This is a genomic window from Burkholderia sp. COPS (genome assembly GCF_019425585.1).
GTDB classification, from domain to species: Bacteria; Pseudomonadota; Gammaproteobacteria; order Burkholderiales; family Burkholderiaceae; genus Burkholderia; species Burkholderia cepacia.
This window is the reverse complement of the sequence record NZ_WIXR01000018.1, coordinates 35,100-59,489: the sequence shown is the minus strand read 5'-3', so window position 1 is coordinate 59,489 and position 24,390 is coordinate 35,100. Positions and strand designations below refer to the sequence as shown.

Genomic DNA, 24,390 nt, shown 5'->3' with positions numbered 1-24,390 from the left:
CTGCTAATTCCTTCTACCCGGTTGGTTACGCGTTCACTGCCTGGCGCGCCGCATACACGCGCTCCTTGAACGGCGCGATGCCGATGCGGTCGTACGTGTCGACGAAGCGCTCGCCGTCGACGCGCGATTCGACGAACGTGTCGATCAGCTTCGCGATCACGTCGGGCACTTCCTCCGCCGAGAACGACGGCCCGATCACACGGCCGAGGCGTGCGCCGTTCCGGCCCGTGCCCTGCTCGCCGCCGAGCGACACCTGGTACCACTCGGCGCCGTCCTTGTCGACGCCGAGGATGCCGATGTTGCCGACGTGGTGGTGACCGCACGAGTTCATGCAACCGGAAATGTTCAGCGACAGGTCGCCGAGGTCGTACACGTAGTCCAGATCGTCGAAACGCTGCTGGATCGCCAGCGCGATCGGGATCGACTTCGCGTTCGCGAGCGAGCAGAAGTCGCCGCCCGGGCACGCGATGATGTCGGTCAGCAGGCCGATGTTCGGCGTCGCGAAACCGGCCGCCTTCGCCTTTTCCCACACCTCGAACAGGTCGCGCTTCTTCACGTTCGCGAGAATCAGGTTCTGCTCGTGCGACACGCGCAGCTCGCCGAACGAGTAGGCGTCGGCCCAGTCGGCCACCAGGTCCATCTGCTGGTCGGTCGCATCGCCCGGCGCGATGCGGTGATCCTTCAGCGACAGCGTGACGGCTGCATAACCGGCCACCTTGTGCGGTGCGACGTTACGCTCGACCCAGCGCGCGAACGCCTTGTTCTCGAGCAGGTGCTGTTCGAACGATGCATCGGTGTCGGCCAGCCTCTCGTAGACGGGCGGCTGGAAGTACTGCGACACGCGATCGACTTCCGCCTGCGTGAGCGTCGACGGGCCGTCCTTCAGGTGCTGCCACTCTTCCTCGACCTGCTGCGCGAACTTCGCGGGCGACAGCGCCTTCACGAGGATCTTGATGCGCGCCTTGTACAGGTTGTCGCGGCGGCCGTAGCGGTTGTACACGCGCAGCACGGCTTCGCAGTATGTCAGCAGGTGCTGCCACGGCAGGTCTTCCTTGATCACCGCGCCGATGATCGGCGTACGGCCGAGGCCGCCGCCCGCGAGGATGCTCGCGACCACTTCGCCCTGCGCGTTCTTCTTCAGGTACACGCCGAGGTCGTGAATCTGCACGGCCGCGCGGTCGTCCTTCGAGCCCGACACCGCGATCTTGAACTTGCGCGGCAGCCACGCGAATTCGGGATGGAACGTCGACCACTGGCGCAGGATTTCCGACCACGGGCGCGGATCGATCTCTTCGTCCTGGGCGACGCCGGCGAACTGGTCGGCCGTGATGTTGCGGATGCAGTTGCCCGACGTCTGGATGCCGTGCATCTGCACCGACGCGAGCTTCGCGAGGATCTCGGGCGTCTCCTCGAGCTTGATCCAGTTGAACTGGATGTTCGAGCGGGTCGAGAAGTGGCCGTAGCCGCGGTCGTGTTCGCGGGCGATGCGCGCCAGCATCCGGAGCTGGTCGCTGCGCAGGTTGCCGTACGGAATCGCGATGCGGTGCATGTATGCGTGGCGCTGCATGTACAGGCCGTTCTGCAGGCGCAGCGGACGGAATTCTTCTTCGCTCAACTCGCCCGACAGCCGGCGGCGCACCTGATCGCGGTACTGCGCGACACGCTCGTCGACGATCGTCTGGTCGTATTGGTCGTACTGATACATTCGGGGACCCCAGGGTTTTCGTGGTGACCGCGCGACGTCCTAGCCACGTCGCGCCCGAATCTCCGTTCCGCCGTCACCGCCCCCATCCGCTGGCGGATGGATTGCTAATGACGAAAACAGATATCCATATTTGAAAAACTCCGGTGAATCGTAATAAACTCGCCTTATATTTCAAACGACTAAAAAATTCTGTTGATATGCGGAAGGGTTATAAATGAACCTGCACCAATTTCGCTTCGTGCGCGAGGCCGTCCGGCAGAATTTCAACCTCACCGAGGCCGCCAAGGCGCTCTACACGTCGCAACCGGGGGTATCGAAGGCGATCATCGAGCTCGAGGACGAGCTCGGCGTGGAGATCTTCACGCGGCACGGCAAGCGCGTGCGCTCGCTCACCGAGCCGGGCAGGATCATCCTCGCGTCGGTCGAGCGGATTCTTCAGGAGGTTGAAAGCCTTAAAAGGGTCGGGAAAGATTACGCAGCACAGGATCAGGGCAACCTGACCATCGCCGCGACCCACACGCAGGCCCGCTACTCGCTGCCGGCCGCGATCGCCGAATTCAAGAAGCGCTTCCCGAAGGTACACCTGTCGATCCTGCAAGGCAGCCCGACGCAGGTGGCCGAGATGGTGATCCACGACCAGGCCGATCTCGCGATCGCGACCGAGGCGATCTCCGACTACAAGGAGCTCGTGTCGCTGCCCTGCTTCCAGTGGCATCACGCGGCCGTCGTGCCGGCCGACCACCCGTTGCTCGAACGCAAGCCGGTCACACTCGACGATCTCGCCCAGTACCCGCTGATCACGTACGACGACGCGTTCGCGGGCCGCAAGAAGATCAACCATGCGTTCGCGCTGCGCGGGCTGTCGCCGGACATCGTGCTCGAGGCGATCGACGCCGACGTGATCAAGACCTACGTCGAACTCGGTCTCGGCGTCGGGATCATGGCCGACATCGCGTTCAATCCCGAGCGCGACCGCAACCTGCGGCTGATCCCGGTCGGCCACCTGTTCGGCAGCAACGTGACGCGTGTCGCGCTCAAGCAGGGCGCCTACCTGCGCAGCTATGTGTATACGCTCGTCGAACTGCTGTCGCCGACGCTGAACCGCAAGCTGATCGAACAGGCGCTCAAGGGCGAATCCGAATCGTACGAGCTTTGACCGGCCTGTATAAACACAGGGGCGCGAATCCGAACCGCGCCCCTTTTCGTTGCCCGACGGAGAATCCCGCATGACGCTTTCCGCCCTGTTGCGCCGCGCCGCCGCCGGCGCGCTCGCGCTCGCCTGTGCCGCCGCCCATGCCGACCTGAAGGTCGGCGTCGACCTGTCGTCGACCGGCCCGGCCGCCGCGATCGGCATCACGAGCAAGAACGCCATCCTGATGTGGCCGAAGACGATCGCCGGGCAGCCCGTGCAGGTGACGGTGCTCGACGATGCATCCGACCCGGGCACCGCGGTGCGCAATATCCGCAAGCTGGTCGACGAGGATCACGTCGACGTCGTGGTCGGGCCGAACATCACGCCGGCCGCGCTCGCGGCGCTCGACGCGGTCGCGGCCGGGCAGACGCCGATGATCACGCTGGTCGGTTCCGGCGCGATCGTCGAGCCGCAGGAAGGCGCGCGGACCTGGGCGTTCAAGATGGCGCAGAGCGACCGCGCAATGGCCGACGTGATGACGCGCTACATGGCGAACCACGGCGTGAAGACGGTCGGCTTCATCGGCTTTGCGGACAGCTACGGCGACAGCTGGCTCAACGAGTTCACGCGCTTCGCGGACCTGCGCAAGATCCGCGTCGTCGCGACCGAGCGCTACAACCGCACCGACGCGAGCGTCACGGGCCAGGCATTGAAGCTGATCGCGGCGAAACCCGACGCGATCCTGATCGCGGGCTCGGGCACGCCGGCCGTGCTGCCCCAGCGCACGCTGATCGAGCGCGGCTACAAGGGCCCGGTCTACCAGACGCACGGGATCGCGACGCCGGAATTCATCAAGCTCGGCGGCAAGGACGTCGACGGGACGCTGTTCCCGACCCAGCCGGTGGTCGTCGCGCGCACGCTGCCGGCCGATCATCCGGCCCGCAAGGCCGCGCTCGCGTTCGTCGACGCATACGAGGCGAAATACGGCGCCGGCACGGTCACGCAGTTCGCGGGCGACGCGGCGGGCGTCTACCCGCGCCTTGCCGATGCGGTCGGCCGCGCGCTGAAGGCCGCTCAGCCCGGCACGCCCGCGTTCCGTGCGGCGCTGCGGCGCGAACTGGAACGCGCGCACGAGCTCGTCGTGCCGAACGGCGTCGTCAATACCAGCGACAAGGATCATGTGGGGCTCGATCAGCGCGCGAGCGTGATGGGGATCGTCAAGCAGGGCCGGTTCGTCTACCTGAGCCAGTGACGTGCACGACCGGCACCGGGGCAGCTTGCCCGGCGTCGGGATTTCAGACATAATCCGCGTTTCGCCGCGCACAATCGCATGCGCGGCCAGGATCAAGCCCAGGTGGTGAAATTGGTAGACGCAGGGGACTCAAAATCCCCCGCCGCAAGGCGTGCCGGTTCGATTCCGGCCCTGGGCACCAGTATTTCGCAGCGTCGTGCGCTGCATCTGTCGAAACCCGCGCAAGCTCGCCGCTTCGCGGGTTTTTTGTTTTTGCCGCCCGCGCCGCAACGCGCGCCCCCGCGCAACAGTCCAAGCATCATGAGGACGCGCGGCACGGAGGCACGCCATGTCCATGCGCACGATTTCATCCCCGCTGCGCCGCCGCGTGCTCGCCGTGGCGCTGTCGCTCATGCTGGGCGGATGCGACGTCCTGACCGCGCCGCCGGTGCCTGACTGGCCCGGCCCGCACGCACCGTATCCGTTCCCGGACAACATCCCGCATCGCACCGAATGAAGCGCCGGCCGCCGGCCGTGCCTCGCGCTCAGGCCATCAGTTCGCGAACGAAGTCGAGAAACACCCTCACCTTCGCCGAGACGAGGTTTGACGCGTGGTGATACGCGTAAAGCGGGAACGTCTCGTCCGCCCATTCCGGCAACAGCAGCACCAGCCGCCCTTCAGCCAGGATGTCCCGCGCATAGAGTTCCAGTAATTGCGCAATCCCCACGCCGCCCAGGCACGCACCGAGCAGCATGCCCGTATCGTTGACCATCAGCCGGCCGGCGGCATCGAACGGCACCACTTCCTTGCCGCGATGGAATTCCCATTCGAATGGCCGCCCCGTCACCGGGTCGCGGATCAGCACGCAACGGTGCCCGTCCGCGAGGTCCCGCGGATGCCGCGGTTCGCCATGACGCGCGACATAGGCTGTCGACGCGCAGGTGAGCACGCGCGTTTCCAGCAGCAGCCGCGCACGATACGACGACGGCTCCGGAACGCCGAATCGCACGGCCACGTCGAACCCGTCGGCGACGAGGTCGCCCATCCGGTCGCGCACGCTGATCTCGACGGACAGGTCGGGGAAGCGGTCGAGAAACTCCGCCATCCTCGGTGCCAGCACGTAGTGGCCGAAGGTCGCGTCGACATTGACGCGCAGCCGCCCCCTGACACGCGCCTTCGACTGGCCGGCGTCGATCGCCGCCTCCTCGATGCCGGCCAGCAGCGGCGCGACCGCCTCATAGAAACGCCGGCCCTCGTCGGTCAGCGTGATCGCGCGCGCCGTGCGGTTGAAGATCCGGATGCCGACGCGCTCTTCCAGCCGGGCAACGGCACGGCTCACCGCCGGCTGCGTCAGCCCCATCGCCTCGCCGGCGCGCGCGAAGGTGCCCGCCTCGATCACCGCCGAGAGTACGCCGATCCCGCTCAAAAGCCTGCTGTCGAATGCCATAAGACATACTTTCAGTCATTCATGATCTTCCGATTATTCATTATTTTTATTGACCGAGGAAGCCTACATTAGTCCTGTCGCCGGATCGCACGGCACTCACAAACCAAGGAGCAGGACATGAGCACATCGGAACAGGTCGCCCTCGTCACGGGTTCGTCGCGCGGCATCGGCGCGGAAATCGCGCGCCAGCTCGCCCGGGACGGCTTCCGGGTCATCGTCAACTATGCAGGGAGCGCCGGCCCGGCCCGCGAAGTGGTCGACGCGATCGTCGCCGACGGCGGCCATGCCGTCGCGGTACAGGCGAACGTCGCCGACCCGGCGGCCGTGGCCGCGCTGTTCGACGCCGCGCAAGAGGCATTCGGCGGCGTGGATGTCGTGGTCAATTCCGCGGGCGTGATGAAGCTGGCGACCATCGCCGACTGCGACGATGCGCTCTTCGACGAAACGATCGCCATCAACGTGAAAGGCACCTTCAACGTATGCCGCGAAGCGGCCAGGCGGGTGCGCGACGGGGGACGCATCATCAACCTGTCGACCAGCGTGATCGGCATGCGCATGCCGACTTACGGCGTGTACGTCGCCAGCAAGGCGGCAGTCGAAAGCCTGACTCAGGTGCTCGCGCAGGAAATGCGCGGGCGCGGCATTCGCGTGAATGCCGTCGCGCCGGGACCGGTCGCGACCGAGTTGTTCCTGCAGGGCAAGAGCCCCGAACTCGTCGATCGGCTCGCGAAGCTGAACCCGCTCGAGCGGCTCGGCCAGCCCGACGACATCGCGCGCGTCGTCGCATTCCTCGCCGGCCCCGACGGCGCGTGGGTCAACGGCCAGATCCTGCGCGCCAACGGCGGCATGTGCTGACGGGCCGCCTGCCTCGCCCCTCGCTTACCGGAGAAAGATCATGAAGGAAGTCATTCTCGTCACGGGTGCGTCCAGCGGCTTCGGCCTGCTGACGGCCCAGGCGCTCGCCCGCGCCGGCCATACCGTCTACGCGTCGATGCGCGAAAGCAGCGGCCGCAACGCGCCGCGCGTCGCCGCCATTGCGGCCTACGCGCAGGAGCACGGGGTCGACCTGCGCACCGTCGAGCTCGACGTCGGCGACGACGCGTCCGTCGCTGCCGCCATCGATCGCGTGATCGCGGACAACGGCCGCCTGGACGTCATCGTCCACAATGCCGGCCACATGGTGTTCGGTCCGGCCGAAGCGTTCACGCCCGAGCAGATCGCCCAGCTCTACGACATCAACGTCGTATCGACCCAGCGCGTCAACCGCGCGGCGCTGCCGCACCTGCGCCGTCAGGGCCGCGGCCTGCTCGTCTGGGTGTCGTCGTCCTCCGCACGCGGCGGCACGCCGCCGTTCCTCGCTCCTTACTTCGCCGCGAAGGCCGCGATGGATTCGCTCGCGGTGTCCTATGCCGCCGAACTCGCCCGCTGGGGTATCGAGACGTCGATCGTCGTGCCGGGCGCCTTCACCCAGGGCACGAATCACTTCGCCCATGCGGGCAAGCCGGCCGATGCGGCCGTGCAGGCCGCCTACGACGACGGCCCCTATGCGGGCGTCGCCGGGCAGGCGCTGCAGGGCCTCGCCGCGCTCGAACCGGCAGACGCCGATGCCGGCACCGTCGCGACGGCGATTGCCGACATCGTCGCCGCACCCGCCGGCAAGCGTCCGTACCGCGTATTCGTCGATCCGTCGCAGGACGGCGCGGAGGAAGTGTTCCGCGTCGGCGATCGCGTGCGCCGCGAGATGTTCAGGAACATCGGCCTCGCCGACCTGCTGGCCGCCCGCGTCGGCAGTTGATCCGGTGCGCGCCCGGCGCCGGGCACGCCGACGCGCATCAGCGCGGCTCGCAGAACCCGAGGATCGCTTCCGCAACCGCCGCCGGCGCCTCGCGCTGCGGAAAGTGGCCGACACCGTCCAGCACCTGCCGCGCGTAGCGGCCCGTGAAGAAGCGCTCACGCCCGGCCGAGCTGTCCGGATGATTGCAGGTATCCGCGCCGCCGTGCAGCACCAGTGTCGGCAATGCCAGCACCGGCGCGGGATTCAAGCGCGCTTCGTCACCGGCGTGGGCCGGCGCGCCCGGCGCGAATCCCCACCGATGCCGATACGAGTGCAGGACGACATCGATCCAGTCGGGCCCGTCGAACGCGGCTGCCGCCGCCTCGAAATCGCCGTCGCGATACCAGCCCGGTGGCGACCACGTGTCCCACATCAAACGGGCAAACGCGCGGCGATCGTCGCGCAACGCCTGCTCGCCGCGCGGCGTCGCCATGAACCAGTGATACCAGTAATTGCGCGCCTGCTGCAGCGACAGCGGCTGCCCGGGGTCGTTGGTGCCGTATCCGACCGACAGCATCACGAGATGCGATGCGGCGTCATCGCGCAGCCCGCACGCGTTCGCGGCCGCCCGGGCGCCCCAGTCGTGCCCGACCAGCACGGGTCGCTCGAGGCCGAGCGTATCGACGAAGTCGAGCACATCTCGACCGAGCGCCGCGAGCTGGCCGCTGCGCGGCACGGATACGTCACGAAAGCGCGTCGGCGCAAAGCCGCGCAGCGCAGGCGCGAGCACGCGGTAGCCGCGCGCGGCAAGCGTCGCCGCCACGGCACCCCAGCCGATCGGGCTGTCCGGCCAGCCGTGCAGCAGTACCGCCACGCGCTCGCCGCGCGGGTTCCATTCGAGATAGGCAATATCGAGCGACGCGGTCGTCGCATGCGCGTAGGTCGTCATCGTGCACTCCGTTGAGTCGATCCGAGTGGACGATGGTAGGCCGATCGTTCATCACGATTCGCGGAGTATCATTGTTCACTCTTCGCATATTGTGTTGAATCGAACCATGGAACCGCTGACCGATCCCGCGTCGACCGCGCTCGACATCACGCTGCTGCGCACCTTCCTCGAAGTCGTCGACAGCCGCGGGTTCGCGCCGGCCGCGGAACGGCTTGCGTTGACACCGTCCGCCGTCAGCGGCCACATCAAGCGGCTCGAACAGGCGGCCGGCACGGTGCTGCTCGCGCGCACGACGCGCCGCATCGCGCTCACGCCGGCCGGCGACACGCTGTACGCATACGCGCGCAACATCGTCGACATGGAGCGCGAAGTGCGCGCGAGGCTGCGCGGCGCGCCGGCGCACGGGCCGCTGCGGGTCGGCGCGTCGGAGGATTTCGCGGGCGCGTGGCTGCCGCATGTGCTGCGCACGTTTCGCGACCGCCACCCGCGCACGTCGATCGAACTGAAGGTCGGCATCACCGCGTCGCTGCTGCGCGAGCAGACGCTCGGCCGGCTCGACGTCGTGTTCGGCAAGCAGTGCCGGCAGGTCGACACGCCGGGCGAACTGCTGTGGGAAGAGCCGCTCGTGTGGGCGTTCGCGTCGGATCGCACGCTCGACGCCGGTGGCGACGTGCCGCTCGCGCTGTTTCCGCAGCCGTGCGTTTATCGCGAAGCCGCCGTCGCGGCACTCGCCGCCGCGCTGCGCCCGTTTCGCGTGCTGTTCGAGAGCGGCAGCATGGCCGGCTGCGTGTCGGCCGCGCTCGCCGGCTTCGCGGTCACCGCGCTGGCGCGCAGCCAGCTGCGCGACGGCTTGCGCGAATGCGGGCCGCAAGACGGCCTGCCGGCGTTGCCGGCCGCGCGCTTTTACGCGTTCGCGTCGAAGCCCGGCGACGCCGGCGCCGCGCTGATCGACGCGGTGCGGGCCACCGGGCGCACGCGGCAGTTCTCCGCACACGCCGACTGAACGCGCGCCGGTCGCAATGGATGTCGAATGCCGCCGGCGCGCCCCCGCCGATCGCGGTCGGCGCGTGCGGGCGCGGCGCCCCTTTCGGTCGCCGGTCCTCAGTCGCCGGTCGCGGTCGCGCCCGTGCCGTTCAGCGCATCCGCCATCAACTCCGCGAACCATTCGATGAACGCGTTGAGCCGTCTCGACCGGTGCCGGCGATGCGGATACACGGCCGACACGTCCATCGGCGCGGCACGGTGGCCGGGCATCACGTCGACCAGCGCCCCGCTGTCGAGCAGATGCTCGACGTCGAAGCGCGGAATCTGGATCAGCCCCATCCCGGCGATGCAGCTGGCGATATAGGTTTCGGCGTTGTTGACGATCACGCGGCTCGGCAGCGTGAGGGTGTACCGCTGGCCGTCCGAACAGTATTCCCAGTCGAGTTCACGCCCGGTCGTCGGCGACGCATAGCCGATCGCCCAGTGTCCGTGCGCGAGCGCATCCGGATGCTCGGGCACGCCGCATTCGCGCAGGTAGTCGGGGCTCGCGCAGTTGATCAGCGTGAACTGCCCGAGCGGCCGCACGACGAGACTGCTGTCCGCGAGCCGCCCGACGCGGATCGCGCAGTCGACGCCCTCCTGCACCAGGTCGATCGACCGATCCGTCGAGCCGAGCGACAGTTGCAGCTTCGGGTAACGGCGAAACAGCGACGGCAGCGCGGGCGCCACCATGCGGCGCGCGATCCGGCTCGGCACGTCGACGTTCAGCCGGCCGATCACGTCGCGGTCGCGGCGGCGGAACAGGCGGTCGAGTTCGTCGGCTTCCGCGAGCAGGCGCCGGCCGCGTTCGAGCAGCAACGCGCCGTCGGCCGTCAGCTGCACCTGGCGCGTCGTGCGATGCAGGAGGCGCGTGCCGAGCCCCGTCTCGAGCTGCTGGACGGCCGCCGACACGGTCGCGCGCGGCACGTCGAGCGCGTGCGCGGCCTTGATGAAGCTGCCCATCTCGGCAACCTGCAGGAAGATTCTGACCTGATCCAGCTTGTCCATCGGCAGGGAACGTAGGTTCGGAAACGCGTCGCCGCCGGCTGTCGCGCGTCGCGGCAAGGTTCGGCGGCACGGAAAAACGGGCGCGCAGCCGCGAGGCCGCGCGCCCGTCCATTGTCCACGCAAACGCGCCATTGCGGTGCACGCCGCACCCCGCGACGTCCGCCGAAGCGGCGCGTTACCCGGCCGGTTACTTGGTCGCTTATTTGGTCGTATAGCCGCCGTTGATCAGGATCGTCTGGCCCGTGATCCACCAGCCTTCGGTGACGAGATGGCGAATGAACGGCACGACGTCCTCGATGTCGGTCAGCCCCGTCTTGCTGAACGGCGACAGCGCGGCCGCCGTCTTGTGATAAGCGACCGCATCGGCGCCCTCGGCCGGATAGAAGAACGGCGTGTCCATCGGACCCGGCCCGACGGCCGTCACCGAGATCCCGCGCGCGCCGTACTCCTTCGACGCCGCACGCGTGAAATGCTCGACCGGCGCCTTCGATCCTTCGTACGCCGCATAGAACGGCGTGAACGCGCCGAGCAGCGACGTCACGAGCGTGACGAGCTTGCCGTGATCCTCGAGGTGCCGCCCCGCTTCCTTGATGAAGAAAAACGCCGACTTGCTGTTGACCGCGAACATCTCGTCGTACTCGGCCTCGCTGATCTCGGTGAACGGCTTCTTCAGCACCTTGCCGACCGTGTTGATCGCGATGTCGATCTTGCCGAAGCGCTGTTTCGCGTCGTCGAACAGCTTCTCGACCGCGGCGGCCGTCGTCAGGTCGCCCTGGAACGTGGCAGCCTCCGCGCCGGCCGCGCGCACTGCGGCAGCCGTCTCCTCGGCCTGTGCCTGCGATGCGGCGCTGTTGTAGTGAATCGCCACTGCCTTCGCGCCGTGGCTCGCCAAATCCCGGGCGATCAGGCCGCCGAGATTCTTTGCGCCGCCTGCGATCAGGACGACCTTGTCTGCGAGCGTATGAATTGCCACGGTGGACTCCTTTTCTCGATGAACGAATCCTGGAGTGTAGGCACGCGCGACGCACCGGTCAGCCGGTCGCGGCTGGATGGATTATCCAGAAAATCCGTCCAATCGCCGCAGCGTAATGTGGCCTGCCGCACCGACAGGATTCCGGAATCGCCGACCGATGCCGCGGATGCCGGCCGGCTCAGCGCGCGTACAGCGCCGCGTCGATCTTGCCGAGCAGCCATTGCATGCCGGCCAGATGCTGCTGGTCGTGGCTGCACAGGTAGTGGACGAGCCCGCGCACGGTCAGCGAGCCGTAACCGTCGAACTCCCCGGTGCGTGCGAGCTGTTCGGGCGTGAGGCGCGACACGAGGTCCAGCGTCTCGCGCCGTGCTTCGCGGATCGCCGCGAGCACGTCGGACGCATACGCGTCGTTGTAGCGGCGCTCGATCGCGAGCGCGTCGCCATCGATCGATACGAGCAGCGGCCGGTCTTCCTCGAGCATCCGCCGCAGCCGCACGTGATAACCGTCGGTCTCGATGTCGCGCACGTGGCAGAGCTGCCCGAGCGGCGAGAAGTGCTCGCTCGGGATTCCGGCCCAGTCATCGGGCGTCCAGCGCGCGTAGCCGTCCGGGACGGCTGCGAAATGCGCTTCGAGCTGACGGGGAAAATCGGCGAGTGCGTCGAGCGTCGTCGGATTCATGCGGGACTCCCTGTCGAATGGAAGCGACGGCAGCCCTGGCACGGGCCTGCCGCCGCCGTTGCGTCACGTCACTTCACGCTGAAGCCGTACGCGCCCTGCGTGCGGTGCCCGTCGGTCGCGACGGCCACCCATTTCACCGTATAGGCGCCCGTGCCGGCCGCCGTGAGCGGCACCGTCATCCGCTTGCGGTTCGACGCGTCGATGCGCGCACGGCCGTCCGACACCGTCTTGCCGTTGCCGTCGACGACGACGATCGAGCTGAACGCCGGCTCCAGCGGCTCGGTGAAATCGATCGTGACGGCTGCCGGTGCGGCGGCCACCGCCGCGCCCGCCGCCGGGTCGCTCTTCGCGAGATGCGCGTGCGCGAACGCAACCGACGAGACGGTTGCGGCGAGGATGACGGCGGCAGCCTTGCGGCCGAACGGGAACGAAGCGAAAGGCATGGACTTTCCGTGAAGAGTGAACGGGCGCCGCGCCCCGCGCGGCGTACCGGCAGCTTACCAGCGCATGCGGGTTCACGCCGGCCGCGCGCCGCCGCTTGATAGAATGCGCGCGCTATGGATCTCGAAAGCATTCTCTACACCCAGGGCTTCGGCTCGCGCCGCCAGTGCCGCGGCCTGATCGAAGCGGGCCGCGTCAGCGTGGCGGGCGCGTGCGCGACCGACCCCGACGCCGCGTTCGATACCGACGGCCTTGTGTTCTCGGTCGACGATACGGCGTGGCCGTTCCACGCGCGCGCATATCTCGCGCTCAACAAACCGGCCGGCTACGAGTGTTCGCGCGACCCCCAACACCACGCGAGCGTGTTCAGCCTGTTGCCCGCACCGCTCGTCGCGCGCGGCGTGCAGTGCGTCGGACGTCTCGACCAGGACACGACGGGCCTGCTGCTGCTGTCGGACGACGGCCAGTTCGTGCACGCGTACACGTCGCCGAAGCGCAAGGTGCCGAAAACCTACATGGCGACCGTGCGCCACCCGCTCGACGACACGCAGCTGAATGCGCTGCGCACCGGCGTGCAGCTGCACGGCGAGCCGAAGCCGATCGCGGCGGTCGCCGCCGACGCGCGCGCACCGCATGCGCTCGCGCTGACCGTCCTCGAAGGCAAGTATCACCAGGTCAAGCGCATGGTCGCGGCGGCGAGCAATCGCGTCGAAGCGCTGCATCGCGAAAGCATCGGCGGCTTCGCGCTGCCGGGCGATCTCGCGCCGGGTGCGTGGCGCTGGCTCGATGACGCCGACCTTTCAGCGCTGCGCAATCCCGTCAAAACCCTGTAAGGGAAAATCCGCACGACCGTTCGGTGCCCGGCCGCGTCTCGGCCGCATGTTCCCCCGCTATACTGAAATTACAAGCTGCACGAGCAGCGATGCAGGGGGAGATACCATGAACGTCAACCATACTTTCGAACTGTCGTACATGATGATCGCGTTCGCGGTCGTCGGTGTCATCGTGATCGGCGGCCTGCTGGCCATGATGCACGCGAAGCACAAATATCATCCGAACCTGATTGGCGCGCTGATCGGCGCGCTGCTGTGCTTCCTGCTGATCGAGGCATTACCGGCGCTGACCTGATGCGCTGCCCGGCGCGAGCGTTTGAAGGAAATCGTCTACGGTCGGATACCGCAACGTCACGCACAATTCGGCCTTGAGCCGTGCGTTGGACAGGCGCCGCGACTCGCGCATGAACGACAGCAGGGTCGGCTCGAGCTGGCGCTCGGCGTCCGCGCGGCTGACGCGTGGCGGCCTCGGCAGGCCAAGCGCCTGCGCGACCCGGTCGAAATATTCCCCCATCCGCAGTTCGCTGTCGTCCGACGCGTGCACGGCGCGCGCCGGCTTGCCGCGTTCGGCCGCGCGGCGCAGGATCGCCGCGAGATCGTCCGCGTGGATGTGGTTCGTGTAGACGTCGTCGGCCGGTTCGAGTGCCGGCGTGCCGCGCTCGAGCCGTGCGACCGGCAGGCGGTTCGCCGCGTAGATGCCCGGAATGCGCACGATGCGCGCGGACAGCACGCCGCGCACCGTCGCCGCGCGCAGTTGCCGCTCGGCCGACACGCGTCGGAACGCGCGCGGATTCGCGGGGCGCAAGGGCTGCGTCTCGTCGATGCGCGCGCCGCCGCAGTCGCCGTATACGCCCGTCGTGCTCGCGTAGACGAGCCTCGGCGCGCGAAGGCCGTCGGGTACAATACGCGCTCCCCGAACGGGTGCGCCGGCCTGCCGTGCAGCGGTGCGCAGCGTTCGGAGCCGGCCGACCGCCGGTGCCGGCGGAGTCGAAGGCCGACGCGCAGGCACGGTCGTTGCGGCAATCAGCGCACGCGTGCGCCGGTCGTCGCGGCCGTCGGATGGCGGCGGCGCGAGATGCAGGATCGTGCGGGCCAGGCCCGCGAGGCGGCCGAGCGTCGCCCGGCGATCGAGGTCGCCGACGATCGGCGTCGCGCCCGCGGCACGCAGTTCGTCGCGGCGGGCCGGGTGGCTCGTCAGCGCGAAGATCCGCAGGTTGCGGTGCGTGTCGCGCCATTGCGCGACGCAGCGCATGCCGACGTCGCCGCAGCCGACGATCAGTGCGCGCGGCCGGCGCAGGATTCGAGTCGCGATCATGTTGGTTGCGAAATCAGTAGCCACCGTTGCGCGACGCGCAACGGGCTTGCATTGTAGCTGCCGTGCCCGACATGCACGGTCCCCACATTTTGTTCTAGTTTGGTTCTATGGCATTCAACGTCACTCTCAAGCAAAGCGGCCGGCAATTCCAGGTCGAGTCGGACGAAACCGTGCTGGCGGCTGCGCTGCGCCAGAACGTCCATCTGCCGTACGGCTGCAAGAACGGCGCGTGCGGCTCCTGCAAGGGCCAGATCGTGTCGGGCCAGATCGAACAGGGCCCGCACGCCGCGTCGGCGCTGTCCAACGACGAGCGCACGCGCGGCCTCGCGCTGCTGTGCTGCTCGAAGGCGCAGTGCGATCTCGAAATCGACGTGCGCGAAATCGCCGGCGTCGACGGCGTGCAGGTCAAGAAGCTGCCGTGCCGGATCGCCGCGCTCGAACGCAAGGCCGACGACGTGATGGTCGTGAAGCTGCAGCTGCCCGCCAACGAACGCCTGCAGTATCTCGCGGGCCAGTACGTCGAGTTCATCCTGAAGGACGGCTCGCGCCGCAGCTACTCGATGGCGAACGCGCCGCACGAGGAAGGCCCGATCGAGCTGCACATCCGCCACATGCCGGGCGGCAAGTTCACCGACCACGTGTTCGGCGCAATGAAGGAGCGCGACATCCTGCGCTTCGAAGGCCCGCTCGGCACGTTCTTCCTGCGCGAGGATTCCGACAAGCCGATCGTGCTGCTCGCATCGGGCACGGGCTTCGCACCGATCAAGGCGATCATCGAGCACGTGAAGCACACGGGCATCACGCGCCCGATGACGCTCTACTGGGGCGCGCGCCGCAAGAAGGACATCTACCTCGACGAGCTCGCCGAGCAGTGGGCACGCGAGATCCCGAACTTCAAGTACGTGCCGGTGCTCTCCGAGCCGGACGCCGGCGACCAGTGGACGGGCCGCACCGGCTTCGTCCATCGCGCGGTGATCGAGGATCTGCCCGACCTGTCGGGCTACCAGGTCTACGCGTGCGGCGCGCCGGTGATGGTCGAATCCGCGCAACGCGACTTCACGCAGCATCACGCGCTGCCGGCTGACGAGTTCTACGCCGACTCGTTCACGAGCGCCGCCGATCTCGCGCATCCGGTCTGACACCCGCGCATCCGCGTCCCGCGTCGCGCACCGCGATGTCACATCCGTGGCATCGCGGCGGTTTACAGTGAGGCGCGGGATGCCTTATGCTTGCGCACATGAACTGCTTCCTGTCCGCCCTTCGACGTCGCCGCTCGCCGCTCCGCCCGGATGCCGCAGGCTCGTCACGGACTCGCGCGTAACCCCCACACCGCTTCACCGGTTACGCACAAGCTGTTCGACCCACCAGCCACGGCCTTCCGTGGCTTTTTTATTGCCTGTTTCCCTTTCAACGCCCGCTGGAGTCTGCTGCCATGCCCCTGAACGATTATCCGATCGACTCGCTGATGTACATCACGAACCGCCCCGACATCGTGTTTACGCACGGCAAGGGTTCGTGGCTCTACGATCACACGGGCAAGCGCTACCTGGACTTCATCCAGGGCTGGGCCGTCAACAGCCTCGGCCACTGCAACGACGGCATCGTCGAGGCGCTGAAGACGCAGGCGGAAAAGCTGCTGAACCCGTCGCCCGCGTTCTACAACGAACCGATGGCGAAGCTCGCGGGCCTGCTCACGCAGCACAGCGTGTTCGACAAGGTGTTCTTCACGAACAGCGGCGCGGAGGCAAACGAAGGCGCGATCAAGCTCGCGCGCAAGTGGGGCCGCAAGTTCAAGAACGGCGCCTACGAGATCATCACGTTCGACCACAGCTTCCACGGCCGCACGCTCGCGACGATGTCGGCCAGCGGCAAGCCGGGCTGGGACACGATCTACGCACCGCAGGTGCCGGGTTTCCCGAAGGCCGAGCTCAACGACATCAACTCGGTCGAGAGGCTGATCACCGACAAGACCGTCGCGGTGATGCTCGAGCCGATCCAGGGTGAAGGCGGCGTGATTCCGGCGACGCGCGAATTCATGCAGGCGCTGCGCGCGCTGACGAAACAGCACAACCTGCTGCTGATCGTCGACGAGGTGCAAAGCGGCTGCGGCCGCGCGGGCACGCTGTTCGCATACGAGCTGTCCGGCATCGAGCCGGACGTCATGACGCTCGCGAAAGGCATCGGCGGCGGCGCCCCGCTCGGCGCGCTGCTGTCGAAGGCCGAGGTCGCGGTGTTCGAGGCCGGCGACCAGGGCGGCACGTACAACGGCAACCCGCTGATGACGGCGGTCGGCTATTCGGTGATCTCGCAGCTCGTCGCGCCCGGCTTCCTCGAAGGCGTGCGCGCGCGCAGCGAATACCTGAAGCGCAAGCTGCTCGAACTGTCGGAAGAGCGCGGTTTCGAAGGCGAACGCGGCGAAGGCCTGCTGCGCGCGCTGCTGCTCGGCAAGGACATCGGCCCGCAGATCGTCGAGAAGGCACGCGACATGCAGCCCGACGGCCTGCTGCTGAACGCCGCGCGGCCGAACCTGCTGCGCTTCATGCCCGCACTGAACGTGACGACCGAAGAGATCGACCAGATGATGGCGATGCTGCGGTCGGTTCTCGACACACTCTGAGGAGAGCCCGCCGATGGATGCCGCCGCCGATGCTGTCGCAATCCGCCCGTTCGAACGCGCCGACACCGATGCCGTGCTCGCGGTATGGCGCGATGCGTTCCCGCAGTACGACGAAGCCGGTGCGCCGCCGCACCGCGATCCGCTGCGATCGATCGAGCTGAAGCTCGCGACGCAGCCGGAGCTGTTTTTCGTCGCGACCAGCGGCGCACGCGTCGTCGGCACGCTGATGGCGGGTTTCGACGGACATCGCGGCTGGCTCTACTCGTTCGGCGTATCGAACGACGCGCGGCGGCTCGGCATCGGCCGCGCGCTGATCGCGCATGCGGAACGCGCGCTCGCCGCGCGCGGCTGCCTGAAGATCAACCTGCAGGTGCTGCCGGGCAACGACGACGCGTGCCGCTTCTACGCGGCGCTCGGCTACCGCGTCGAGGAACGCATCTCGTTCGGCAAGACGCTGCCGGCCGCATGACGCGACAGCCGGCCGCCGGCGATCTCAGCGCGTGATCGGCCCCGCGCCCGGCAGCGGATTGCCGAGCGCGTCGGTCGGCACGGCCTGCTGCTCGAACGCGGCGAAATAGGCGGCCCACTGCGTGTCGCTCACGCGCACGATCAGCGCGCCGTCCTGCCAGACGTCGTTGTGGTCGTTGTGGTCGTCGCCCGCACGGTGCACGTAGTTCGAGCCGGTCGAACCCTGGTTCATGTGCGTGTCGTGGATGCCGTTGCCTTCGGCATACGAGCGGCCGAACACGACGACGTCGAGCCCCTGCGACTGCGCGGCGTTCACGAGCCGCAGCAGCGACGGGATCGGCTCCGGATTCTCGGTGCCGTCCATCACGGCGCTCGCGCGCCACGCCCCCGTTTCGTTCAGGATGTCGCTGCGCAAGTAGTCGAGCGCGGGCAATGCGGCCTGCCCCGTCAGGTCGGTATAACCTTCGGTCGCGGCCGCGAGCGTCTGCGTGATCGGGTGGTGGAAATCGTAGACGAGCTTGTAGTTCAGCAAGTCGTCCGCGTCGCTGGTGCCGACGTTGATCGCGACGTCCCAGTTGCCGCCCGGCAACGCCAGCGTCAGGTGGATGTGATACTGGATCTCGCTGCCGTGCGGCGAGCCCTTCAGCTTCGCCACCGATGTCACCTTCGCCTTCACGAAACCGTAGTCCAGACTCATGCGTGCTCTCCATGTCCCGAGGGGCCGTCGATGCTACACGGCCCGTGTGTCGGTTTGCAGGCGACCGGCTTCGGGCGACCGGCTGCGGACGACCCGCTGCGGGTGGCCGCCCCATCGCCCCCGCGCCGCGTGCGCGGCGTAACAGTCGAATGGAGTCGCATCCGAACGCACAAGTTCGATTCGAATGGCACGACACGAAAAAAAGGCTGTCACGGCATCCCGTGACAGCCTTTCGAAAGCCCGTGTGCGACGCGCCCGGCACCTGCCGTCGCGCGCCATCGGGCCCGCTCATTCACTCACTCATTCACCGAGATACGCGGCACGCACCTTCGGATCGTCGAGCATCTGCTTCGCATCGCCTTCCATCGTGACCGTGCCCGAATCCATCACGTAACCACGGTCGGCCGCCTGCAGCGCGAGGCGTGCGTTCTGCTCGACGAGCAGCACCGTGATCCCCTCCTTCGAGATCTCGCGCACCACTTCGAAGATCTTCTCGACCATGATCGGCGACAGGCCCATCGACGGCTCGTCGAGCAGCAGCAGCTTCGGCTTCGACAGGATCGCGCGCGACATCGCCAGCATCTGCTGCTCGCCGCCCGACAGCGTGCCCGCGAGCTGCGTCGCACGCTCCTTCAGGCGCGGGAAAAAGCCGAACATACGGTCGACGTCCTTCTTGATCTGCTCGGTGTCGTTGCGCAGGTATGCGCCCATCTGCATGTTCTCGACGATCGACATCCGCGCGAAGATCCCGCGGCCTTCCGGCACCATCGCGAGGCCGCGCTTGAGCAGTTCGTGAGTCGGCACGCCCTTGATCGACTTGCCGTCGTACTCGATGTCGCCCGCCGAATACGCCTTGAGACCCGTGATCGCCTTCATCGTCGTGGTCTTGCCTGCGCCGTTCGCGCCGATCAGCGTCACGAGCTCGCCCTGACGGACTTCCATGTCAACGCCCTTGACGGCCTGGATGCCGCCGTAGTTGACCTGCAAGCCCTTGATTTTCAACATTGCCGCTGCCATCAGTGCACCCCTGCGCCGAGATATGCCTCAATCACCTTCGGATTCTTCTGCACGTCCTGCGGCAGACCCTCGGCGATCACCTTGCCGTAATCGAGCACCGTCATCCGGTTGCACAATCCCATCACGAGCTTCACGTCGTGCTCGATCAGCAGGATCGTGCGGCCGTCCGAACGGATCTTGTCGAGCAGGCGCGTGAGTTCGACCTTCTCGGTCGCGTTCATCCCGGCCGCCGGCTCGTCGAGCGCGAGCAGCTTCGGGTCGGTCGCCAATGCGCGCGCGATTTCCAGCCGGCGCTGGTGGCCGTACGACAGGTTGCGCGACGTGTAGTCGGCGTACTGCAGCACGCCGACGTATTCGAGCAGCTCGATCGCGCGTTCCTTGATCTCGCGCTCTTCCTGGCGTTCGGCCGGCGTCTGGAACACCGCGCCGAGCAGCCCGTGCTTGGTGCGCACGTGGCGGCCCACCATCACGTTCTCGAGGGCCGTCATCCCGCCGAACAGGCGGATGTTCTGGAACGTGCGCGCGATGCCCGTCTTCGCGACCTGGTGCACCGCGGTCGGCTTGTATTCCGAGCCGTCGAGCTTGAACTCGCCGGAGTCCGGCGTGTAGAGGCCCGTGATCACGTTGAAGAACGTCGTCTTGCCGGCGCCGTTCGGGCCGATCAGCCCGTAGATCTCGCCTTCCTTGATCTCGAGACCGACGTCGGACAGCGCCTGCAGGCCACCGAAGCGCTTGTTCACGCCCTTGACGGACAGTCGGATTTGCTTGTCGCTCATGTGTATATCCCCTGTGTCCGTAGGTTAAGCGCGCACCGGCTTCTTGCTGTTGCGCTTCGCCAGTTTCGCGATCTTGTCCTCATGCTTCGGCGCGGGCCACAGGCCTTCCGAGCGGTACAGCATGATGACCACCATCGCGAGGCCGTACAGCGCCTGACGGATCACTTCCGTATCGACGACGTCATGACCGAACAGCGCGTGCTGCAGCGGGCTCATCGTCGAGCGCAGGAATTCCGGGAAGATCGCGAGCAGCACCGCGCCCAGGATCACACCCGGGATGTGGCCCATGCCGCCGAGCACCACGCAGGCGAGCACGACGATCGATTCCCAGAACGTGAACGACTCGGGCGACACGAAGCCCTGGAACGCACCGAACATCGCGCCCGACAGGCCGCCGAACGACGCGCCCATCGCGAATGCGAGCAGCTTCACGTTGCGGGTGTTGATGCCCATCGCCTTCGCCGCGATTTCGTCTTCGCGGATGGCTGCCCAGGCACGGCCGATACGCGAGTGCTGCAGGCGCGTACACACCCAGATCACCAGCAGCGAGCACAGCACGAACAGGTAGTAGTACATGTAGACCGACGGCAGCTGCAGGCCGAACAGCGAGTGCGTCTGCGACAGGTTGAAGCCGCCGACGTGCACCGGATCGATGCCCGTGATCCCCTTCGGGCCGTTGGTGATGTTCACCGGACGGTCGAGATTGTTCATGAAGATCCGGACGATTTCACCGAAGCCCAACGTCACGATCGCCAGGTAGTCGCCGCGCAGGCGCAGCGTCGGCGCGCCGAGCAGGATCCCGAAGGTCGCCGCCAGCGCCATCGCGATCGGCACGATGATCAGGAACGGGATGTGCAGGCCGTTCGGCGCGAGCGCCGCGATCCACTCGAACTGCGAGGTCAGGTGCGGCGAGCTCAGCAATGCCGCCGTGTACGCGCCCACCGCGTAGAACGCGATGTAGCCGAGGTCGAGCAGGCCGGCAAAGCCGACCACCACGTTCAGGCCCAGCGCGAGCATCACGTACAGCATCGCGAAGTCGAGCACGCGGACCCAGTAGTTGCCGCCGGCCGAGCCGATGATGATCGGCGCGGCGATCACGAACGCAGCGGTCAGGATGCCGATGATGACGGTCTTGGCGGTGTTGCGCTCTTCGACGAGCGACGTCGAGGATTCAATCGGTTGAATGGATGTCATGTTGTTTGCTCCCTTCCGTTACGCGCGATCCGCGACACGTTCGCCCAACAGGCCGGACGGACGGAACACCAGCACGATGATCAGCACGACGAAGGCGAACACGTCCTGGTAGTTACTGCCGAACACACCGCCCGTGAGGTTGCCGATGTAGCCGGCCCCGAGCTGCTCGATCAGGCCGAGCAGCACGCCGCCGACCATTGCGCCGCCGAGGTTGCCGATCCCGCCCAGCACCGCGGCCGTGAATGCCTTCATGCCGGGGATGAAGCCCATGTAGAAGTGCACGTTGCCGTATTCGGACGCGATCATCACGCCGGCCAGCGCGGCGAGCGCGGAGCCGATCATGAACGTCGCCGAGATCACGAAGTTCGGGTTCACGCCCATCAGGCTCGCGGTGTTCGGGCTTTCGGCGATCGCGCGCATCGCGCGGCCGAGCTTGGTCTTGTGCACGAGCAGCAGCAGGCCGCCCATCACGAGGAACGCCACCGCGATGATCACGATTTCAGTGACCGAGATCACGGCGCCCGGCGTCGTGTCGGTCGCCTTGATCACGTTGATCGGATCGGTCGGCAGCAATTGCGGGAACGGCAGCGGGTTGCGCGACCAGATGATCATCGCGGCGGTCTGCAGCAGGATCGACACGCCGATCGCGGTGATCAGCGGGGCGAGGCGCGGTGCGCGGCGCAGCGGCCGGTATGCGACCCGCTCGATCGTGAAGCCGACGAACGCACAGACGACGGCGGCGATGCCCAGGCCGATCGTCAGCGTCGCGACGTTGCCGAGTCCGGGGAAATGGTTCTGCAGCACGGTGATGGCCGACAAGGCGACCATCGCGCCGATCATCAGCACGTCGCCGTGCGCGAAGTTGATGATGCCGAGAATGCCGTACACCATCGTGTAGCCCAACGCGATGATGGCGTAGACACTGCCGAGCACCAGCCCGTTGAGAACCTGCTGGACGAAAATATCCATTTAAAGCTCCTTGGCCCGTGCTGCCGGAGGACGGTGCGCCCCGCGGGTAAGCGAGGAATCGCGCCTTCTCGGCGACACTGCGGGTACTAGTCGATACCGGTAAGGGTGGATCGTCCCGGCGCGCGCCGCCCGGCCTGTACGGCCGGACCTGCCGCCGGAGCGGATACAGAAACGGCACCGCACTGTTCCGGTGCCGTCATGAGTCCCGTCGCTAAATCGTCACGACATCGAGGACGGTGTTCGTGGCCTCCTTGAAGTCGTGGGGCAGCATGCCGAGACGGCCATCGTCCGGTTGCCCGGCATCCGTGCCTTTTCCCGTCCGGAGCGAGGCGAGCCCCGCATCCGGGCAGATCGGATTCCGTGTCGCGCCGCCCCGCAAGGCACCGCGAACGCCGCGCCCGACATTCGTCAGGACTGCGTCGGAATCCATCGTACGAACCAGACCGCGCGCCGCGACACCATGGCTCGCGGCAACACGCTGTTTCGTCGAATCGAAATGAAAGGGGGCCGGCGACATCGGCACGCTGCCCGCAGCGCCGGGCACCATGGCCGGCCTGCGTCGATCGGCGCGCACGGTCGCTGTCACGCCACGACCGGCGGCTTGCTGCGCTGCAACCTGCGTGCCCGCTGCCTGGCCGTTCGCCAGGCCAAGCGCGTTGATTTCCTCGATCGCCAAACGTGCCCCGTTTTCCTTGTCCTTGCCCAATTGCGCGATGCGGCACGCGAACGGTGCCGCACGACCGGTTCCGGCGACGCGCACGCCGCTGGCCGGCGGTGCCGCGAACACCGCAGCCTCCCTCCCCGCCCCGCCGTCGCTCTTTTTGCTGCAGCCGGCAAGCATTGCAACCGGTGCGGCGACGGACACGGCGTAAGCCAACTTCACATGCATCGAATGGTCTCCCGCGCCTTGCCAAAACCCGATTTCAAAGCCATTCAGGCCTGAAAACGGGCGCATTGTAACTCCATTTATAGGACGCCAATAATCCTGATTCGATGGGGTTTTCCTGCATTGCAACCAATTTTGAGAGACGCTTGAAAACGATGGGAGCAACCCGGTTGCACCATGAATGCGGAGAATGGTTGCGATTGCAATTCCGACGGGTAAAAAAAAGCGCGCCGGGAGGCGCGCTTCGGTGTGTCCGCAGGTGCGCTGCGTCAATCAGGCGGCGGGCGGCAGGTTCAACCCGCGCGGCAGCGGAAACGACACGTTTTCCTCGATGCCTTCGAGCGCGCGGACGTTGCGCACGCCGAGCTCGCGCAGACGCGCGATCACGGCCTGGGCGAGCACTTCAGGTGCCGACGCGCCGGCCGTCACGCCGATGCGGCGCTTGCCCGCGACCCATGCCGGGTCGATCTGGTCGGGTGCATCGACCATGTAGGCGTCCACGCCGCGCTTCTCGGCCACTTCGCGCAGGCGGCTCGAATTCGAGCTGTTCGGGCTGCCGACGACGATCACGACATCGCATTGCGGCGCCATGAACTTCACTGCGTCCTGGCGGTTCTGCGTCGCGTAGCAGATGTCCTGCTTCTTCGGCTCGCGGATTTTCGGATACTTGGCCTTCAACGCGCCGATGATCTCGGCTGCATCGTCGACGGACAGCGTCGTCTGCGTGACGAGCGCGATGCGCTCGGGATCGGCGAGCTCGAGCTTCTGCACGTCCTCGACGCTCTCGACGAGATGCATGCCGCGCTCGACCTGACCCATCGTGCCTTCGACTTCCGGATGGCCCTTGTGGCCGATCATCACGATGTCGACGCCATCCTGGCGCATCTTCGCCACTTCGACGTGCACCTTCGTGACGAGCGGGCAGGTTGCGTCGTAAATGCGCAACCCGCGCACGTCGGCCTCGTCGCGCACGGCCTTCGACACACCGTGCGCACTGAAGATCACGGTATTGCCGGCCGGCACTTCCTCGAGTTCCTCGACGAAGATCGCGCCTTTCTTCTTCAGATCCTCGACCACGTACTTGTTGTGGACGATCTCGTGACGAACGTAGATCGGCGCACCGTGCATCGCGATTGCGCGCTCGACGATCTCGATCGCGCGATCGACGCCCGCGCAGAAACCGCGCGGCTGGGCCAGCAGGATTTCGGCGTCGGCTGCGACGGTCTGCCCGGACAGCGTATCGGTGGTGCTCATG

The 24,390-nt window shown here is 67.0% G+C and carries 26 protein-coding genes and 1 tRNA gene; 12 read left to right on the top strand and 15 right to left on the bottom strand.

The genetic code is table 11. The annotated features are described in order from the left end of the window. Window positions 1-25: 25 nt before the first annotated feature. Window positions 26-1,705, bottom strand: coding sequence for a nitrite/sulfite reductase (locus FOZ70_RS17750; RefSeq protein ID WP_219706362.1), 1,680 nt, complete (start codon window positions 1,703-1,705; stop codon window positions 26-28). A gap of 214 nt (window positions 1,706-1,919) precedes the next feature. On the opposite strand from FOZ70_RS17750, the gene FOZ70_RS17745 reads away from it, so the two are divergent. From FOZ70_RS17745 to FOZ70_RS17730, 4 genes are all read left to right on the top strand, one after another. Next, window positions 1,920-2,861: a CysB family HTH-type transcriptional regulator gene (locus FOZ70_RS17745; RefSeq protein WP_014896306.1), complete on the top strand. Its 942-nt coding sequence runs from the start codon at window positions 1,920-1,922 to the stop codon at window positions 2,859-2,861. 70 nt (window positions 2,862-2,931) lie between these two features. Further along, window positions 2,932-4,089, top strand: a complete 1,158-nt coding sequence (locus FOZ70_RS17740) for an ABC transporter substrate-binding protein (RefSeq protein ID WP_059855421.1) — start codon at window positions 2,932-2,934, stop codon at window positions 4,087-4,089. 96 nt (window positions 4,090-4,185) lie between these two features. Then, window positions 4,186-4,270 (top strand) — tRNA-Leu (locus FOZ70_RS17735). Window positions 4,271-4,417: 147 nt separating this feature from the next. Next, window positions 4,418-4,585, top strand: coding sequence for a hypothetical protein (locus FOZ70_RS17730; RefSeq protein WP_175895369.1), 168 nt, complete (start codon window positions 4,418-4,420; stop codon window positions 4,583-4,585). Window positions 4,586-4,613: 28 nt separating this feature from the next. Here the strand turns inward: FOZ70_RS17730 and FOZ70_RS17725 are convergent, their stop codons facing one another. After that, window positions 4,614-5,516, bottom strand: a complete 903-nt coding sequence (locus FOZ70_RS17725; protein WP_042975787.1) for a LysR family transcriptional regulator — start codon at window positions 5,514-5,516, stop codon at window positions 4,614-4,616. Window positions 5,517-5,633: 117 nt separating this feature from the next. Between FOZ70_RS17725 and FOZ70_RS17720 the strand changes: the two genes are divergently transcribed. Together FOZ70_RS17720 and FOZ70_RS17715 are read left to right on the top strand one after the other, a co-directional pair. Then, window positions 5,634-6,371 carry an SDR family oxidoreductase gene (locus tag FOZ70_RS17720; RefSeq protein ID WP_042975785.1) on the top strand — a complete coding sequence of 246 codons (738 nt, stop codon included), beginning with the start codon at window positions 5,634-5,636 and terminating at the stop codon, window positions 6,369-6,371. A 40-nt stretch (window positions 6,372-6,411) separates the two neighbouring features. Next, window positions 6,412-7,311, top strand: coding sequence for an SDR family oxidoreductase (locus tag FOZ70_RS17715; protein ID WP_060049624.1), 900 nt, complete (start codon window positions 6,412-6,414; stop codon window positions 7,309-7,311). A 37-nt stretch (window positions 7,312-7,348) separates the two neighbouring features. On the opposite strand, the gene FOZ70_RS17710 is transcribed toward FOZ70_RS17715, so the two are convergent. Then, window positions 7,349-8,239, bottom strand: coding sequence for an alpha/beta hydrolase (locus FOZ70_RS17710; RefSeq protein ID WP_219706361.1), 891 nt, complete (start codon window positions 8,237-8,239; stop codon window positions 7,349-7,351). A 106-nt stretch (window positions 8,240-8,345) separates the two neighbouring features. On the opposite strand from FOZ70_RS17710, the gene FOZ70_RS17705 reads away from it, so the two are divergent. After that, complete coding sequence (locus FOZ70_RS17705; RefSeq protein ID WP_219706360.1) at window positions 8,346-9,242, top strand: LysR family transcriptional regulator; 897 nt, start codon at window positions 8,346-8,348, stop codon at window positions 9,240-9,242. A 98-nt stretch (window positions 9,243-9,340) separates the two neighbouring features. On the opposite strand, the gene FOZ70_RS17700 is transcribed toward FOZ70_RS17705, so the two are convergent. The 4 genes from FOZ70_RS17700 to copC all read right to left on the bottom strand — a co-directional run bounded on the left by FOZ70_RS17700 (window position 9,341) and on the right by copC (window position 12,365). Next, a complete protein-coding gene (locus FOZ70_RS17700; RefSeq protein WP_048022592.1) occupies window positions 9,341-10,270 on the bottom strand; it encodes a LysR family transcriptional regulator in 930 nt (309 codons plus the stop codon). 199 nt (window positions 10,271-10,469) lie between these two features. Beyond that, on the bottom strand, window positions 10,470-11,243 hold the full coding sequence (locus FOZ70_RS17695; RefSeq protein ID WP_219706359.1) for an SDR family oxidoreductase: 774 nt from the start codon (window positions 11,241-11,243) through the stop codon (window positions 10,470-10,472). A 178-nt stretch (window positions 11,244-11,421) separates the two neighbouring features. Then, entirely contained in the window at window positions 11,422-11,922 is a 501-nt protein-coding gene (locus FOZ70_RS17690; protein WP_021160769.1) for a DinB family protein, read from the bottom strand. Between the two features lie 68 nt (window positions 11,923-11,990). Next, on the bottom strand, window positions 11,991-12,365 hold the full coding sequence (gene copC / locus FOZ70_RS17685; RefSeq protein WP_021160768.1) for a copper homeostasis periplasmic binding protein CopC: 375 nt from the start codon (window positions 12,363-12,365) through the stop codon (window positions 11,991-11,993). 114 nt (window positions 12,366-12,479) lie between these two features. Here copC and FOZ70_RS17680 point away from each other — a divergent pair, with 114 nt between their 5' ends. Both FOZ70_RS17680 and FOZ70_RS17675 read left to right on the top strand, forming a co-directional pair. Then, window positions 12,480-13,196: a 16S rRNA pseudouridine(516) synthase gene (locus FOZ70_RS17680; RefSeq protein ID WP_219706358.1), complete on the top strand. Its 717-nt coding sequence runs from the start codon at window positions 12,480-12,482 to the stop codon at window positions 13,194-13,196. Window positions 13,197-13,302: 106 nt separating this feature from the next. Next, on the top strand, window positions 13,303-13,491 hold the full coding sequence (locus FOZ70_RS17675; RefSeq protein ID WP_021160766.1) for a hypothetical protein: 189 nt from the start codon (window positions 13,303-13,305) through the stop codon (window positions 13,489-13,491). On the opposite strand, the gene FOZ70_RS17670 is transcribed toward FOZ70_RS17675, so the two are convergent. After that, window positions 13,474-14,511: an NAD-dependent epimerase/dehydratase family protein gene (locus tag FOZ70_RS17670; protein ID WP_021160765.1), complete on the bottom strand. Its 1,038-nt coding sequence runs from the start codon at window positions 14,509-14,511 to the stop codon at window positions 13,474-13,476. The two genes, FOZ70_RS17675 and FOZ70_RS17670, sit on opposite strands and share 18 nt — an antisense overlap. Window positions 14,512-14,618: 107 nt before the next feature. On the opposite strand from FOZ70_RS17670, the gene FOZ70_RS17665 reads away from it, so the two are divergent. The 3 genes from FOZ70_RS17665 (at window position 14,619) to FOZ70_RS17655 (ending at window position 17,597) form a co-directional block, all read left to right on the top strand. Next, window positions 14,619-15,650 carry a CDP-6-deoxy-delta-3,4-glucoseen reductase gene (locus FOZ70_RS17665; RefSeq protein WP_021160764.1) on the top strand — a complete coding sequence of 344 codons (1,032 nt, stop codon included), beginning with the start codon at window positions 14,619-14,621 and terminating at the stop codon, window positions 15,648-15,650. 293 nt (window positions 15,651-15,943) lie between these two features. Beyond that, window positions 15,944-17,128, top strand: coding sequence for an acetylornithine transaminase (locus tag FOZ70_RS17660; RefSeq protein WP_027786679.1), 1,185 nt, complete (start codon window positions 15,944-15,946; stop codon window positions 17,126-17,128). Window positions 17,129-17,141: 13 nt separating this feature from the next. Further along, window positions 17,142-17,597, top strand: a complete 456-nt coding sequence (locus tag FOZ70_RS17655; RefSeq protein WP_021160763.1) for a GNAT family acetyltransferase — start codon at window positions 17,142-17,144, stop codon at window positions 17,595-17,597. A gap of 24 nt (window positions 17,598-17,621) precedes the next feature. Here the strand turns inward: FOZ70_RS17655 and FOZ70_RS17650 are convergent, their stop codons facing one another. The 7 genes from FOZ70_RS17650 to ispH form a co-directional block, all read right to left on the bottom strand. Beyond that, window positions 17,622-18,293 carry a DUF2278 family protein gene (locus FOZ70_RS17650; RefSeq protein ID WP_021160762.1) on the bottom strand — a complete coding sequence of 224 codons (672 nt, stop codon included), beginning with the start codon at window positions 18,291-18,293 and terminating at the stop codon, window positions 17,622-17,624. A 300-nt stretch (window positions 18,294-18,593) separates the two neighbouring features. Further along, window positions 18,594-19,310: an ABC transporter ATP-binding protein gene (locus FOZ70_RS17645; RefSeq protein ID WP_042975782.1), complete on the bottom strand. Its 717-nt coding sequence runs from the start codon at window positions 19,308-19,310 to the stop codon at window positions 18,594-18,596. Then, window positions 19,310-20,086, bottom strand: a complete 777-nt coding sequence (locus FOZ70_RS17640) for an ABC transporter ATP-binding protein (RefSeq protein ID WP_021160760.1) — start codon at window positions 20,084-20,086, stop codon at window positions 19,310-19,312. The genes FOZ70_RS17645 and FOZ70_RS17640 overlap by 1 nt, the downstream gene beginning before the upstream one ends. A gap of 24 nt (window positions 20,087-20,110) precedes the next feature. Then, on the bottom strand, window positions 20,111-21,280 hold the full coding sequence (locus FOZ70_RS17635) for an ABC transporter ATP-binding protein (RefSeq protein WP_027786675.1): 1,170 nt from the start codon (window positions 21,278-21,280) through the stop codon (window positions 20,111-20,113). Between the two features lie 18 nt (window positions 21,281-21,298). Next, on the bottom strand, window positions 21,299-22,249 hold the full coding sequence (locus FOZ70_RS17630) for a branched-chain amino acid ABC transporter permease (protein WP_021160758.1): 951 nt from the start codon (window positions 22,247-22,249) through the stop codon (window positions 21,299-21,301). 211 nt (window positions 22,250-22,460) lie between these two features. Next, on the bottom strand, window positions 22,461-23,204 hold the full coding sequence (locus FOZ70_RS17625; protein WP_196488519.1) for an amino acid-binding protein: 744 nt from the start codon (window positions 23,202-23,204) through the stop codon (window positions 22,461-22,463). A 204-nt stretch (window positions 23,205-23,408) separates the two neighbouring features. Beyond that, window positions 23,409-24,389 carry a 4-hydroxy-3-methylbut-2-enyl diphosphate reductase gene (ispH, locus tag FOZ70_RS17620; protein WP_021160756.1) on the bottom strand — a complete coding sequence of 327 codons (981 nt, stop codon included), beginning with the start codon at window positions 24,387-24,389 and terminating at the stop codon, window positions 23,409-23,411. Window position 24,390 lies beyond the last annotated feature (1 nt).

Coding starts and splice junctions, on each gene's coding strand:
- FOZ70_RS17750 (WP_219706362.1), bottom strand. CDS start 1,705: ATGTATCAGTACGACCAATACGACCAGACGATCGTCGACGAGCGTGTC.
- FOZ70_RS17745 (WP_014896306.1), top strand. CDS start 1,920: ATGAACCTGCACCAATTTCGCTTCGTGCGCGAGGCCGTCCGGCAGAAT.
- FOZ70_RS17740 (WP_059855421.1), top strand. CDS start 2,932: ATGACGCTTTCCGCCCTGTTGCGCCGCGCCGCCGCCGGCGCGCTCGCG.
- FOZ70_RS17730 (WP_175895369.1), top strand. CDS start 4,418: ATGTCCATGCGCACGATTTCATCCCCGCTGCGCCGCCGCGTGCTCGCC.
- FOZ70_RS17725 (WP_042975787.1), bottom strand. CDS start 5,516: ATGGCATTCGACAGCAGGCTTTTGAGCGGGATCGGCGTACTCTCGGCG.
- FOZ70_RS17720 (WP_042975785.1), top strand. CDS start 5,634: ATGAGCACATCGGAACAGGTCGCCCTCGTCACGGGTTCGTCGCGCGGC.
- FOZ70_RS17715 (WP_060049624.1), top strand. CDS start 6,412: ATGAAGGAAGTCATTCTCGTCACGGGTGCGTCCAGCGGCTTCGGCCTG.
- FOZ70_RS17710 (WP_219706361.1), bottom strand. CDS start 8,239: ATGACGACCTACGCGCATGCGACGACCGCGTCGCTCGATATTGCCTAT.
- FOZ70_RS17705 (WP_219706360.1), top strand. CDS start 8,346: ATGGAACCGCTGACCGATCCCGCGTCGACCGCGCTCGACATCACGCTG.
- FOZ70_RS17700 (WP_048022592.1), bottom strand. CDS start 10,270: ATGGACAAGCTGGATCAGGTCAGAATCTTCCTGCAGGTTGCCGAGATG.
- FOZ70_RS17690 (WP_021160769.1), bottom strand. CDS start 11,922: ATGAATCCGACGACGCTCGACGCACTCGCCGATTTTCCCCGTCAGCTC.
- copC (WP_021160768.1), bottom strand. CDS start 12,365: ATGCCTTTCGCTTCGTTCCCGTTCGGCCGCAAGGCTGCCGCCGTCATC.
- FOZ70_RS17680 (WP_219706358.1), top strand. CDS start 12,480: ATGGATCTCGAAAGCATTCTCTACACCCAGGGCTTCGGCTCGCGCCGC.
- FOZ70_RS17675 (WP_021160766.1), top strand. CDS start 13,303: ATGAACGTCAACCATACTTTCGAACTGTCGTACATGATGATCGCGTTC.
- FOZ70_RS17670 (WP_021160765.1), bottom strand. CDS start 14,511: ATGATCGCGACTCGAATCCTGCGCCGGCCGCGCGCACTGATCGTCGGC.
- FOZ70_RS17665 (WP_021160764.1), top strand. CDS start 14,619: ATGGCATTCAACGTCACTCTCAAGCAAAGCGGCCGGCAATTCCAGGTC.
- FOZ70_RS17660 (WP_027786679.1), top strand. CDS start 15,944: ATGCCCCTGAACGATTATCCGATCGACTCGCTGATGTACATCACGAAC.
- FOZ70_RS17655 (WP_021160763.1), top strand. CDS start 17,142: ATGGATGCCGCCGCCGATGCTGTCGCAATCCGCCCGTTCGAACGCGCC.
- FOZ70_RS17650 (WP_021160762.1), bottom strand. CDS start 18,293: ATGAGTCTGGACTACGGTTTCGTGAAGGCGAAGGTGACATCGGTGGCG.
- FOZ70_RS17645 (WP_042975782.1), bottom strand. CDS start 19,310: ATGGCAGCGGCAATGTTGAAAATCAAGGGCTTGCAGGTCAACTACGGC.
- FOZ70_RS17640 (WP_021160760.1), bottom strand. CDS start 20,086: ATGAGCGACAAGCAAATCCGACTGTCCGTCAAGGGCGTGAACAAGCGC.
- FOZ70_RS17635 (WP_027786675.1), bottom strand. CDS start 21,280: ATGACATCCATTCAACCGATTGAATCCTCGACGTCGCTCGTCGAAGAG.
- FOZ70_RS17630 (WP_021160758.1), bottom strand. CDS start 22,249: ATGGATATTTTCGTCCAGCAGGTTCTCAACGGGCTGGTGCTCGGCAGT.
- FOZ70_RS17625 (WP_196488519.1), bottom strand. CDS start 23,204: ATGCGCCCGTTTTCAGGCCTGAATGGCTTTGAAATCGGGTTTTGGCAA.
- ispH (WP_021160756.1), bottom strand. CDS start 24,389: ATGAGCACCACCGATACGCTGTCCGGGCAGACCGTCGCAGCCGACGCC.